Source organism: Pedobacter sp. 05T44 (assembly GCF_056395985.1).
Window position 1 is genome coordinate 236,934 of record NZ_JBFTKO010000005.1, and the last position, 12,701, is coordinate 249,634.

Annotated in this window: 12 protein-coding genes; 8 read left to right on the top strand and 4 right to left on the bottom strand. The window is 39.1% G+C overall.

Features of this window, described 5'->3' with window-relative positions; genetic code table 11:
• Positions 1 to 87: 87 nt before the first annotated feature.
• The 7 genes from AC1DDK_RS11140 to AC1DDK_RS11170 are packed head-to-tail and all read left to right on the top strand — an operon-like array spanning position 88 to position 7,515.
• A complete protein-coding gene (locus AC1DDK_RS11140) occupies positions 88 to 1,221 on the top strand; it encodes an aspartate aminotransferase family protein (protein WP_477633904.1) in 1,134 nt (377 codons plus the stop codon).
• Complete coding sequence (locus AC1DDK_RS11145; protein ID WP_172662256.1) at positions 1,218 to 2,180, top strand: Rossmann-fold NAD(P)-binding domain-containing protein; 963 nt, start codon at positions 1,218 to 1,220, stop codon at positions 2,178 to 2,180. The genes AC1DDK_RS11140 and AC1DDK_RS11145 overlap by 4 nt, the downstream gene beginning before the upstream one ends.
• 15 nt (positions 2,181 to 2,195) lie before the next feature.
• On the top strand, positions 2,196 to 2,984 hold the full coding sequence (argB, locus tag AC1DDK_RS11150) for an acetylglutamate kinase (RefSeq protein ID WP_172662255.1): 789 nt from the start codon (positions 2,196 to 2,198) through the stop codon (positions 2,982 to 2,984).
• 2 nt (positions 2,985 to 2,986) lie between these two features.
• Positions 2,987 to 3,805: a pyrroline-5-carboxylate reductase gene (gene proC, locus AC1DDK_RS11155; RefSeq protein WP_172662254.1), complete on the top strand. Its 819-nt coding sequence runs from the start codon at positions 2,987 to 2,989 to the stop codon at positions 3,803 to 3,805.
• A 6-nt stretch (positions 3,806 to 3,811) separates the two neighbouring features.
• A complete protein-coding gene (locus tag AC1DDK_RS11160; RefSeq protein ID WP_172662253.1) occupies positions 3,812 to 4,879 on the top strand; it encodes a M20 family metallo-hydrolase in 1,068 nt (355 codons plus the stop codon).
• A 30-nt stretch (positions 4,880 to 4,909) separates the two neighbouring features.
• Entirely contained in the window at positions 4,910 to 6,241 is a 1,332-nt protein-coding gene (argH, locus tag AC1DDK_RS11165) for an argininosuccinate lyase (protein ID WP_172662252.1), read from the top strand.
• A gap of 20 nt (positions 6,242 to 6,261) precedes the next feature.
• Complete coding sequence (locus tag AC1DDK_RS11170) at positions 6,262 to 7,515, top strand: pyridoxal phosphate-dependent aminotransferase (protein WP_337717039.1); 1,254 nt, start codon at positions 6,262 to 6,264, stop codon at positions 7,513 to 7,515.
• A gap of 3 nt (positions 7,516 to 7,518) precedes the next feature.
• Here the strand turns inward: AC1DDK_RS11170 and AC1DDK_RS11175 are convergent, their stop codons facing one another.
• Positions 7,519 to 9,099 carry a peptide chain release factor 3 gene (locus AC1DDK_RS11175; protein WP_172662250.1) on the bottom strand — a complete coding sequence of 527 codons (1,581 nt, stop codon included), beginning with the start codon at positions 9,097 to 9,099 and terminating at the stop codon, positions 7,519 to 7,521.
• Between the two features lie 117 nt (positions 9,100 to 9,216).
• Complete coding sequence (locus AC1DDK_RS11180; protein WP_288883833.1) at positions 9,217 to 10,521, bottom strand: DUF6600 domain-containing protein; 1,305 nt, start codon at positions 10,519 to 10,521, stop codon at positions 9,217 to 9,219.
• Between the two features lie 298 nt (positions 10,522 to 10,819).
• Here AC1DDK_RS11180 and AC1DDK_RS11185 point away from each other — a divergent pair, with 298 nt between their 5' ends.
• On the top strand, positions 10,820 to 11,533 hold the full coding sequence (locus tag AC1DDK_RS11185) for an SAM-dependent methyltransferase (protein ID WP_337717038.1): 714 nt from the start codon (positions 10,820 to 10,822) through the stop codon (positions 11,531 to 11,533).
• Here AC1DDK_RS11185 and nadD read toward each other — a convergent pair.
• Together nadD and gmk are read right to left on the bottom strand one after the other, a co-directional pair.
• Positions 11,530 to 12,102, bottom strand: coding sequence for a nicotinate (nicotinamide) nucleotide adenylyltransferase (gene nadD / locus AC1DDK_RS11190; RefSeq protein ID WP_172662247.1), 573 nt, complete (start codon positions 12,100 to 12,102; stop codon positions 11,530 to 11,532). The genes AC1DDK_RS11185 and nadD overlap by 4 nt on opposite strands.
• Positions 12,103 to 12,105: 3 nt before the next feature.
• A complete protein-coding gene (gene gmk / locus AC1DDK_RS11195; RefSeq protein ID WP_172662246.1) occupies positions 12,106 to 12,675 on the bottom strand; it encodes a guanylate kinase in 570 nt (189 codons plus the stop codon).
• Between the last annotated feature and the right edge of the window lie 26 nt (positions 12,676 to 12,701).

Sequence of the window (12,701 nt, forward strand, 5' to 3'; positions counted from 1 at the left end):
TCCCGGATTTCCATTTAACCATTTAACCCATGCTACTTCGAGATCCTGAAATAAATTCAGGATGACGCGGAGCAAAAATCTAAAAAAATGAACTTATTMGACGTATATCCATTAAATAATATAGAAATAGTAAAAGCACAAGGCAGTACCGTTTGGGATGCTGAAGGACAAGAATATCTGGACCTTTATGGCGGACATGCTGTTATTTCAATAGGCCATACCCATCCGCACTATGTGCAGCGTTTAACCGACCAGCTTAATAAGGTTGGTTTTTATTCTAATTCTGTTAAGATTCCTTTACAAGTGCAGTTAGCTGAACAATTAGGAAAGGTTTCCGGAAAAACAGACTATCAATTGTTTTTGTGTAACTCTGGTGCAGAGGCTAATGAAAATGCTTTAAAATTAGCTTCTTTTTACAATGGCAGAAAGAAAATAATTGCCTTTAAAGGCGCATTTCATGGTAGAACATCTTTAGCAGTTTCGGCTACTGATAACCCTAAAATTATTGCTCCAGTAAATGAAACCGATAATATTGTTTTTCTTMCTCATAATGATACAGCTGCCCTGGAGCAGGCATTTGCTGAATTTGGAAATGATATTACAGCTGTAATTATTGAAGGGATTCAAGGTGTTGGCGGTATAAAAGAAGCTTCGATAAGCTTTTTACAAAAGATCCGTTTCCTTTGTGATCAGTATAATTCGGTTTACATAGCAGACAGTGTTCAGTGTGGCTATGGCAGAACAGGAATGTTCTATTCTCATGATTATGCCGGTGTTAACGCTGATGTTTACACTATGGCAAAAGGAATGGGCAACGGTTTCCCTGTAGCCGGAATTTCTATTGCACCAAAATTTAAGCCTTGGCATGGTATGCTGGGTACTACTTTTGGCGGTAACCACCTTGCTTGCGCAGCTGCTTTGGCTGTTCTTGAGATCATTGAACAAAATGATTTATTGAAAAACGCCGAAACAGTAGGAAGCTACCTGATCGAGGAATTAAAGAAAATTGAAGAAGTAAAGGAAGTACGTGGACGTGGTTTAATGATAGGCATAGACCTTCCTGAAAGCCTTTCACACGTTAAAAAAGAGCTTTTATTTAAACATAAAATATTTACAGGTGAAGCTAAGCCTAACGTAATTAGACTTTTGCCTGCATTAAATTTAACTAAGGATCAAGCAGATCAATTTTTGAAAGAATTTAAAATTGCTTTAAAAGGATGAACCAATTCACCTCAGTAAATGATGTACAAGACATCGGCCAATTGGTTAAAGACGCATTGGCACTAAAGGAAAACCCTTATTCGCATCAGCATTTAGGAAAGAATAAGACTCTTGGTCTGGTTTTTCTAAATCCAAGTTTGCGCACGCGTTTGAGTACTCAAAAGGCTGCACTAAACCTTGGTATGAATGTGATGGTGATGAATATGGATAAAGAGGGCTGGGCATTAGAAACACAAGATGGTGTGGTAATGAACGGAACTACTGTTGAACATATTCGTGAGGCAGCAGCTGTAATGGGGCAATATTGCGACATTTTAGGCTTGCGTTCTTTTCCTAAGCTGATAAACAGAGATGAAGATTATAATGAGGACTTTTTTAATAAATTCATTAAATATTGTAATGTTCCTGTAGTCAGTTTAGAAAGTGCTACCCGTCACCCTTTACAAAGTTTAGCTGATCTTGTTACAATTAAAGAGACCTGGGGTGGTGCAGCTAGACCAAAAGTGGTACTAGCATGGGCACCCCACATTAAGGCCTTGCCTCAGGCAGTTCCTAACTCATTTGCAGAATGGATGTGTAAGGCTCAAGTGGATGGAATGCTTGATTTTACCATTGCTCAGCCAAAAGGATATGAATTAAGTGAAGATTTTACTCCTGGTGCAACCATTACACATAGTTTAGATGAAGCATTAAAAGGGGCGGATTATATTTATGTTAAAAATTGGTCTAGCTTTAAGGAGTACGGAAAAGTACTTACCTATCCGGAAGGATGGATGCTTAATAATGAGAAATTAGTAGGCACAAATAATGCAAAAGTAATGCATTGCCTGCCTGTTCGCAGAGACCTTGAACTCTCTTCTGAAATATTGGATGGCCCTAACTCGTTGGTTATCCATGAAGCGGGAAATCGTTTATGGGCAGCACAGGCCGTATTAAAACAAATGTTAGAAAAATTATAATAATCTGGTAACCATATGAAGAAACTCAGTGTAATTAAAATCGGCGGGAATGTTATAGATAATTCAGAAAAACTACATCAGTTTTTGCTTGATTTTACAGCGCTTCCCGGAGATAAGATTTTAATTCATGGCGGCGGTAAAATTGCAACTGAACTGGGGGTTTCATTGGGCGTAGAGGCCAAAATGGTAGAAGGAAGGCGTATAACTGATATAGAAACGCTTCGGATAGTTACCATGGTTTATGCCGGATTGATTAATAAGAATATGGTTGCCCAGTTACAGGCTAAGGGCAGCAATGCTATTGGCTTAACCGGCGCAGACGGAAACATAATAAAAGCTGTTAAAAGACCTGTAAAGGATATTGATTATGGTTTTGTTGGAGATCTTGATGAGACTTCCGTTTCCTCAGATACTTTAGATAGTCTGCTAAAGGCTGGCCTGGTTCCTGTATTGTGTGCGATAACCCATGATGGTGCTTCACAATTGCTAAATACCAATGCAGATACGATTGCATCTGCAGTTGCTGTTGCTATGTCTTCCCTTTATGATACGTCTTTAATTTACTGTTTCGAAAAGCGCGGAGTAATGAGGGATATTGATGATGACCAGTCTTTAGTACCGGTGATTAGAATGGGTGAATTTGAAACCCTGAAAAATGAAGGCGTAGTTTCGGGCGGAATGATACCTAAATTACATAATGCTTTTGAAGCTATAAAAAGTGGAGTTAGTGCAGTATATATTGGCAAAGCAGATGAATTGCCACAAATAGATCAACAGAATTTCGGAACCCGATTAATCAGATAATTATGAACCAGTTTAAAGGCAGTATTGCCATTTTAGGAAGCGGAAATATTGGTGTCTCTTTAGCCAAAGGGCTAGTTAAGGCGAGTTATGCAGAACCCGGTCAGATTACTTTGACTAGGCGCAATGTTTCTAATTTAACTGCATTTTCTGATCAGGGATTTATGGTTAGCGGCGAAAATGCTGCCGTAGTTGCTGCGGCTGATATTATTGTTCTGGCGGTTTTGCCTCAGCAATTGAATCAATTATTAGATCAAATACGCCCAGCTGTTGATCCAAAGAAACAGGTTTTCATTTCTGTTGCATCAGGTGTAAGCTGTATTGATATCAGAAATAAACTGGGAGATGCTGTACAGGTTGTAAGGGCAATGCCAAATACAGCTATAGCTATAGGCCAATCCATGACTTGTGTGGCCACCGATAATGCGTCTAAAGAGAACGTAGATGAGGTCGTTAGAATGTTTGAAACTGTTGGGGCTGTTGTTAAAATTAACGAGGACCTGATGACTTCTGCAACTGCACTATGTGCCTGTGGAATTGCCTTTTTCTTACGTGCAATAAGAGCAGCTTCACAGGGTGGAGTAGAAATTGGCTTCCATGCCGATGAAGCATTAAAAATGGCTGTGCAAACGGCAAAAGGTGCTGCGGATCTGCTATTGCAAATGCAGTCACACCCTGAACAGGAAATCGATAAAGTTACTTCCCCTAAAGGGTGTACAATAGCAGGATTAAACGAGATGGAGCATAATGGCTTCAGCTCATCTTTAATTAAAGGTATTAAGTTATCGGCAATCAAAGCCGGGGCTTTATACACTAAAGAATAATTACTTATGATAGAACAACTGCAAAAAGATAGTTTAGAATTGTTAAAAGAGCTAATAGGCATTCAGTCTTTTAGTAAAGAGGAAGATAAGACGGCTGATGCGATTGAACAGTTTTTGCAGCAACGTGATATAAAAACTTACCGGAAGCTTAATAACATCTGGGCATATAATAAGCACTTTGATAAGCGTAAACCTACCTTGCTTTTAAATTCTCATCATGATACCGTAAAGCCAAATTCAGGCTATACGCGTGATCCTTATGATGCAGCTATTGAAGACGGCAAATTATACGGGTTGGGAAGTAATGATGCAGGAGGATGCCTGGTATCGCTTATTGCAACATTTCTCTACTTTTATAATCAGGAAGAATTGAGCTATAACATTTGTTTGGCTACAACGGCCGAAGAAGAAATTTCAGGTAACAACGGTTTGGAATGTGTACTCCCTGATTTAGGTGAACTGGAATTTGCGATAGTAGGGGAGCCTACGCAAATGAATCTTGCAATTGCTGAACGTGGGTTGTTAGTATTAGACTGTACTTCAACGGGAAAAGCGGGACATGCTGCACGTGAGGAAGGAGACAATGCAATTTATAAAGCCCTTAAAGATATTGAGTGGTTCAGAAACTACCGCTTTTCTAAAATCTCTGAGGTATTTGGTCCGTTAAAAATGTCGGTTACAATCATCAATGCCGGCTCTCAGCATAATGTTGTTCCGGCTACATGTACTTTTACTGTAGATGTCCGCGTAACAGATGCCTATACCAATGAAGAGGTATTAAAAATTATCCGTACCAATGTAGATTGTGAAGTAACTCCAAGATCTATAAGATTAAAACCATCATCAATAGATAAAGAACATCCGTTGGTTCAGTCGGGCATTGCACTTGGAAGAACAACTTACGGATCTCCAACAACTTCAGATCAGGCTTTGTTGAGTATCCCTTCAGTAAAGGTTGGTCCTGGCGATTCAGCACGTTCTCATATGGCTGATGAATACGTTTATGTAAACGAGATTGCCGAGGGGATTGAGCTTTATATTGAAATGCTTAAGCCGGTAATAAAGGGCAAATAATTGTATTTTTGGTATCTATAATAGATTATAATGAAGATCTGGCAAAAAAACGTAAACGTAAATAAAGATATTGAAACCTTTACCGTCGGTAAAGACAGGGAATTGGATTTGCAAATGGCTGCTTTTGATGTGCTTGGTTCCCTTGCACATGTTGAAATGCTTGAAAGTATAGGATTACTTACCGCGGATGAGCTTAAGGCAATTCAAAAAGAACTTAAAAATATCTATGCCGATATTGAAGCCGGTAAATTTACTATTGATGATACGGTAGAAGATGTACATTCTCAGGTAGAATGGCTGCTTACCCAACGAATTGGAGATGCGGGTAAAAAGATCCATAGCGGTAGATCTCGTAATGACCAGGTCTTAGTTGATCTTAAACTTTTCTTTAGAAGCTGCATCGAAGAAATGGTTGGCAACACTTCTGTTTTATTTGGCCAGCTACTGGAATTAAGCAACACGCATAAAGATAAACTTTTACCAGGTTATACCCACTTGCAGATAGCAATGCCATCTTCTTTTGGATTGTGGTTTGGCGCATATGCTGAAAGCTTGGTTGATGATATGGAATTAATGCTGGCGGCATGGAAGATCTGTAATAAAAACCCTTTAGGATCTGCAGCAGGATATGGTTCTTCTTTCCCATTAAACAGAACAATGACTACTGAATTATTAGGCTTCGAAAGGCTAAATTATAATGTAGTGTATGCTCAAATGGGTAGAGGGAAAACTGAACGCATTCTGGCACAGGCCATGTCATCTGTAGCAGCATCATTAGCTAAAATGGCTATGGATGTTTGCTTATTCATTAACCAGAACTTTGGTTTCATTAGCTTCCCTGATGAACTAACCACCGGATCTAGCATCATGCCTCATAAGAAAAACCCTGATGTGTTTGAACTGATTCGTTCTCGCTGCAATAAGATACAGGCTTTGCCAAACGAAATTGCTATGATGATCACCAATCTTCCTTCGGGATACCATAGAGATCTTCAATTATTAAAGGAAAATCTATTTCCTGCAATTACCTCATTAAACGAGTGTTTGGAGATGACCACTTTCATGTTGCAAAACATCACTGTTAAAGACAATATATTGGCTGATAAAAAGTATGCATACTTGTTTAGTGTAGAAGTGGTAAATGAATTGGCATTAAAAGGGACTCCTTTCAGAGAGGCCTATAAAATCGTAGGTGAGTCAATAGAGAACGGAACATTTATACCTGGCACAGAAATACACCATACTCATGAGGGAAGCATTGGCAACCTATGCAATAGTGATATTGAAGACATGATGGACGAGATCCTGTCTCAGTTTAAATTTGAAAAAACCAAAGAAGCTATTCAGCAATTGCTATCTTAACTATAAATAAAGCATAAGAAATGAATGTATCAGTATTAGCAAACACCCTTATAGGCTCTGAAATCATTAAAATTGGTAACGAGGTTAATGATATGAAGCGAAAAGGAGCGCAGATTGCAAACCTGACCATTGGAGATTTTGATCCTTCGATTTTTCCAATCCCTGCTGAACTTAAAGACGAGATTATTGATGCTTACCATCATAACCATACCAATTATCCGCCTGCTGATGGTATCTTACCCCTTCGCGAAACGGTAGTAGACATTTTAAAGGACAGGTATTCATTGAACTATTCTGTATCTGATATTTTAATTGCAGGAGGTTCAAGACCCTTGATCTATGCCACTTACCTCGCTTTAATTGATCCTGGCGATAAGGTGATTTATCCTGCACCATCATGGAATAATAATCATTATTGTCACCTTTCATCAGCAAAAGGTATAGCTGTAGTAACTACGGTAGAGAATAACTTTATGCCCACTGCAGATCAGTTAAGGCCACATTTAAAAGGAGCAACGTTACTTGCGCTCTGTTCTCCATTAAATCCTACCGGTACAATGTTTACTCAGGAGCAGCTTGAAGAGATCTGTGAAGTGGTGATTGAAGAAAACAAATCAAGAGGAGCAAACGAAAAGCCCCTATATATCCTATACGACCAGATCTACTCTTTACTAACCTTTGGCCGCACACATGTTAATCCGGTAAGTTTACGTCCAGAACTAAAAGGGTATGTAATCTATATAGATGGAATTTCTAAATGCCTTTCTGCCACAGGTGTTAGGGTAGGATGGGCTTTTGGTCCGGAAGTTATTATCAGTAAAATGAAGGCATTGTTAGGTCATATTGGTGCATGGGCACCTAAGGCAGAGCAAGTAGCGGTAGCTAAGTACTTTAAAAACAACAATCTTGTTGATCTTTTCCTGGGCTCGTTTAAAGAGCAAGTTCAAATAAGTCTGGATGAGCTTCATAATGGCTTTCAGCAATTAAAATCAGAAGGCTTTAATGTGGATTCTGTAATTCCGATGGGAGCTATTTATTTGACGCTTAAAATCGATTACATAGGTAAAACAACACCATCCGGAGACTTGATTAAAAACAGTGCAGACGTAAATTTCTACTTAATTAAAGAAGCTCAGGCAGCGCTGGTCCCTTTTTCGGCTTTTGGAAACGACGAATCAATGGCCTGGTTCAGAGCTTCTGTTGGTGGATGCTCTTTGCAGGATATTAAAGATATGTTACCGAGAATTAAAGCCGCGCTAGGAAAGCTAAAATAAAAGCTATTTGAATTCCGAAGTTTTGTGAAATTCGATATCCGGATAATCCCTCATGGTCATATTGATCATGAATTCATTATCTGCAAGGAAAACGGGGTTGCCATCTTTATCTTGACCAATATGCTGTTGCTTACGTTTTAGGAACTCCTCTAATTTCTTCTTGTCTTTAGATGTTACCCAGTTTGATCTGCCATAGCTTAAGGTTCTGAAATATGCTTTAGCACCATATTCATGCTCAAGTCTGAAGGCAATAACTTCAAATTGAAGCTCTCCAACAGCACCTATTATTTTTCTGTTTCCAGGCTGTTGTATAAATAGCTGAGCAACGCCTTCTTCGGTAAGCTGTTGTATGCCTTTTTCCAGCTGTTTAGTGCGCAGAGGGTCTCTATTCTCAACTTCCTTAAATATTTCAGGAGAGAAGCTGGGAATGCCCTTAAACTGCAATTGTTCTCCTTCTGTAAGGGTATCGCCAATTTTGAAATTGCCACTATCATATAATCCTACAACATCACCTGGCCAAGCCTCTTCTACAATGCTCTTCTCATTGGCCATAAAGTCCATTGGGTTAGAGAATTTTAGTTTTTTACCTTGTCTGGTATGGAAGTAAAATTTATTACGCTCAAATTTTCCTGAACATATTCTTAAAAAGGCAATACGGTCACGGTGTTTAGGGTCTAAGTTAGCATGGATCTTAAAAACAAAGCCTGAAAAGTTCTTTTCATTAACCAGAACCTCACGCTGTTCAGCTTCCCGGCTTCTAGGGCTTGGGGCAATCTGAACAAAAGTGTCTAAAAGCTCTTTTATACCAAAGTTGTTAATAGCACTTCCAAAAAATACAGGAGCAAGCAAACCTTCGGTGTACATGCTTTTGTCAAGCTTACCATAAACGCCTTCTACCAGTTCTAAGTCACCTTTTAAGCCATCAAGCTCCTTCGGCTTTAAAAACTTACCCAGGTTTTCATCGTTCAGATCGCTTACTTCAATAACAGGCTCGCTAATCTTAGTCTTATCTGGTTCAAATAGGTTCAGGTGATTATTGTAAATGCTATAAACCCCTTTAAAAGTATGTCCTTGCCCAATAGGCCAGGAAAGAGGGCATAAGCTGATGTTAAGTTTATTCTCAATTTCATCAAGCAGATCAAATGCATCCTTACCCTCACGATCCATCTTATTAATAAAGATGATCACAGGGGTATTACGCATCCGGCACACAGCCATTAACTTTTCAGTTTGCTCTTCAACACCCTTTACACAGTCTACTACCAGAATAACACTGTCAACTGCCGATAGGGTACGATAAGTATCCTCAGCAAAGTCTTTGTGACCAGGGGTATCTAATATATTGATGCGCTTGTTGCTATACTCAAATCCCATTACAGAAGTAGCTACGGATATTCCACGTTGCTTTTCTATTTCCATAAAATCGGAGGTATTGCTTTGATTTGCTTTATTCCGTTTAACTGCCCCGGCAGTATTAATAGCCCCTCCAAAAAGTAAAAATTTCTCTGTTAATGTAGTTTTACCTGCATCGGGGTGACTGATAATGGCAAATGTTTTTCGTTTTTCTATTTCCGGGTTAATCATAAAGAGTTTAAGCGTGTTGTGCTTGATAAAAGGCTGCAAAGATAAGGAAAAAAAAGTGTGGAATGTGTAAAAGGAAAAGCCGGCACATTTATGCCGGCTTTTCTTTATAACATTTATCTAGCCTCTTCCGCTTCTGGATGATCTTGAAGAGGAGTTATTTTCTCTTCCGCCGCCCCCATTTCCTCGGCTTTCAGATCCTCTGGAAGGCCTGCTTTGCTCAACCCTTTCAGATCTTTGAGGTTGAGGCTGAGGTCTGGTCTGTTCTTGCCTAGGTTGTTCTTGTCTAGGCTGAGGTCTTTCTTGCCTAGGTTGTTGAACCGGCTCTTGCCTAGGCTGCGCTTCTTGTCTAGGTTGCGACTGAATCCTTTCTTGTCTTGGCTGTTGAACCGGCTCCTGTCTTTGTTGCTGAGGTTGAGCTTCCTGTCTCGGTTGAGCCTGATTCTCTCTTGTGGAACGAGCAGGTCTTTGAGAAGGAGAAGTGTTTTCTTGCTGTACTCTTTCAGGACGGCTGTTTACTCTTGTGCCCTCATTTGTTCTGTTGTCAGTTGGTTGGCTACCATCTCTTGATACCCTACCATTAGTTACTCTTCCATCAACATTACTTCTATCATTGCTGCTGCGGTCAGTTCTAGGACTTGCATACCCTTCGCCACGAACCGGATTTCTTGGAGCTACATTTCCGGCATTAGTTTCTCTGCTACTTCTGCCATTTGGCCTGTAGATTTCAACTTTGTTTCCGCTAATACTACTTCTGCCGGGTCTGCTGCTTCTATCTATGTTATAAACAGGAACTGCCTGTCTGGTCGAGCGTCTGATGTCATCTGCCCTTGGGCCAGTATAATAATTACGGCTGTTTCTTGAATAAACATTATTGATGATAGTTGTATTGTGAATGATAGTTACGTTTCTACGCGAATAGTAACGTGGGAAGTTGCTATAATAGATATTTCTTTGAGGAACAAATACCCACCAAAGATCCGGAATATTGATGTTAACATTAATATTCATGCCAGGACCCATAGGAGCCCATCCATAATAGCCGCCACCGCTTCTCCAGCTTACCCATGCCGGACCCCATACGGTATCGGGAATCCATACCCATTGGCTGTAGCGGTTATAAACCCATCTTCCATAATGGAAAGGAGCCCATCCCCAGTCGTAATCAGAAACCCATGTGTTACCATATTCTGTCATAACCCATCGGCCATTCGAATAATACGGTCTGAAGTCTGCTTGTTCTACATCTGGTCGCCAAACATAGCCATATTGAGAATCCTGAATCCAAGTGCCATAAGGCGATAATTCGTCGTAAAAAGATTGCAAGGAGATATCCTCGTCTTGTGCCATAACCCGCTGTGCGGTCCCGGTTAAGAGGAGCATAAGCCCCAGCACAATAGCCGGTAATTTGATGATGTTTTTCATAGTGTGTGTGTTTAAATTTACCTAACGATCTTTATCTATCAATTTGAGTTCCAAATAATCTAAAAAGTTTAATCTGTTTAAGAAATATTACATTACGATTATGAGGTATGGCGTAATTTTATTGGTTTAAGTATTATTTAGGCCAATGTATAATCGGTTTTCCATTTAAACAAATTACGAAAAATAATTTGCAAGCGGCTATATTCAGATGGAAGATTACCCTTTGCTTATAATATTTACTTCACCAAATGCGCTTTCCAGCAAATTATTTTCTTCTTTTGTAAGCAAAACAAAATCTATGACAAAAGGCACCTTATTTCTTATTCCAGTACCTCTGGCAGAAAACGCAGCCCATAAATCTTTTACAAGCTTTCTTGTAGATACCATCAATTCCATAAATACCTACATTGTTGAAAATGAGAAAACAGCGCGTAAGTTTTTGAAGGAAGCTGGAATAAAAGTACCTCAGAGTGATCTTGTAATTCATGATTATGGTAAACATAAACGCAACGACTCCTTTGTCCCATATTTTAAGGAACTAATGACAGGGAAAGACGTTGGTTTAATGAGCGAAGCCGGGTGTCCTGGTGTTGCAGATCCGGGAGCTGATATAGTTGCAGAAGCACATAAAAGAGGTATTAAAGTAGTTCCTCTTGTTGGTCCAAGTTCTATTTTACTGGCATTAATGGCCTCTGGCTTTAACGGACAAAGTTTTACTTTCCATGGCTATTTACCAATTGATAAAGTAGAAAGAGGGAAGAAAATTAAAGAACTGGAACAATTAGCAGATAAAAATAAACAGACCCAAATTTTTATAGAGACGCCTTTCAGGAATAATCATTTATTTGAAGATGTATTAAAGAGTTGCCAACCGCCAACATTACTTAGTGTTGCCAGCAATATTACATCAGATGAAGAATACATTAAAACAATGCCAATTGCATTGTGGAGGAAAGAACGAATAGATTTGCATAAAAAGCCTACAATCTTTTTGCTGTACCGTCAGGTTTAACGATACATATTTTTGCTTTCTATAAAAGCAAGAACATTGTCGGGGGTAAAATATTGAACATTTTTGCCCTCTTTAATCCCCTTGCGAATAAAAGTAGATGAAATATCCATCTGTGGAGTTTCAGTAATAACAATTGAAGGGTGATTTTCCCATTCACCAATATCTATACCAGGTCTGGGATATACATATATTTGATAGTTCTTTAAAAGAACCTCGTAATTTTTCCATTTTTTAAGGGAAACCAAATTATCTGCTCCCATTATTAATACAAATTCTTTCCCAGGATACTTTTCCTGTAAATAAGTCAACGTATCAATGGTATAAGAAGGTTGCGGAAGGGCAAATTCGATGTCGCTAACCCTGATTTTTTCTGAGTTTTCGGTCGCTAGCTTGGCCATCTCCAATCGGTCATACATATTAGTCAGACCGTTTTTATTCTTCAGTGGGTTATGAGGCGAAACCACTAACCAAACTTCCTTTAGCCCCGTAAAGCTTGCCATATAATTAGCAATTACCAGATGTCCGGTATGTATGGGGTTAAATGAACCAAAGAATAACCCTGTTTTCATGATTTAGCTATTGATAAAATCTCCAACAAGTTTTTCAGCTTCGGCACATGCGGTATCTAATTCGTAGTTTTTTAAGATAACATCAAATTTATCTGCATAGCCAAGCTCTTTTTCAGCCTTTATAAAACGTTCCTGTAGTTTTTCGGCGCTATCAGTACCCCGGCCGCTCAAACGTTCTTTTAGCACTTGTAAAGAAGGCGGTTGAACAAAGATAGCTAAGGCATCATCTTCATACTTGCGCTTTAGGCGCAATCCACCCTCTACATCAATGTCAAATATCACATGTTTGCCATCATTCCAGATGCGTTCAATTTCAGACCTTAAAGTGCCATAAAAAGTACCGTTATAAACTTCTTCAAATTCTACAAATTCCTGATGAGCAACTTTGTGCAGAAAATCTTCTTTAGAGATAAAATAATAATCCTTGTCATTTCTCTCATCTCCACGTAACTGGCGTGTTGTTGCAGAGATAGAAAAACTTAGTGAAGGAAATTTTTTAAGTAAGTGTTTTACAATTGTTGTTTTTCCGGCTCCCGATGGTGCAGAAAATATGATAAGTTTACCTTGTTTCATTTTTGTGTTGTTGTTTTTCAGCCAAT

Coding starts and splice junctions, on each gene's coding strand:
- argB (WP_172662255.1), top strand. CDS start 2,196: ATGAAGAAACTCAGTGTAATTAAAATCGGCGGGAATGTTATAGATAAT.
- argH (WP_172662252.1), top strand. CDS start 4,910: ATGAAGATCTGGCAAAAAAACGTAAACGTAAATAAAGATATTGAAACC.
- AC1DDK_RS11180 (WP_288883833.1), bottom strand. CDS start 10,521: ATGAAAAACATCATCAAATTACCGGCTATTGTGCTGGGGCTTATGCTC.
- AC1DDK_RS11170 (WP_337717039.1), top strand. CDS start 6,262: ATGAATGTATCAGTATTAGCAAACACCCTTATAGGCTCTGAAATCATT.
- AC1DDK_RS11145 (WP_172662256.1), top strand. CDS start 1,218: ATGAACCAATTCACCTCAGTAAATGATGTACAAGACATCGGCCAATTG.
- nadD (WP_172662247.1), bottom strand. CDS start 12,102: ATGAAAACAGGGTTATTCTTTGGTTCATTTAACCCCATACATACCGGA.
- AC1DDK_RS11160 (WP_172662253.1), top strand. CDS start 3,812: ATGATAGAACAACTGCAAAAAGATAGTTTAGAATTGTTAAAAGAGCTA.
- AC1DDK_RS11185 (WP_337717038.1), top strand. CDS start 10,820: ATGACAAAAGGCACCTTATTTCTTATTCCAGTACCTCTGGCAGAAAAC.
- gmk (WP_172662246.1), bottom strand. CDS start 12,675: ATGAAACAAGGTAAACTTATCATATTTTCTGCACCATCGGGAGCCGGA.
- AC1DDK_RS11175 (WP_172662250.1), bottom strand. CDS start 9,099: ATGATTAACCCGGAAATAGAAAAACGAAAAACATTTGCCATTATCAGT.
- proC (WP_172662254.1), top strand. CDS start 2,987: ATGAACCAGTTTAAAGGCAGTATTGCCATTTTAGGAAGCGGAAATATT.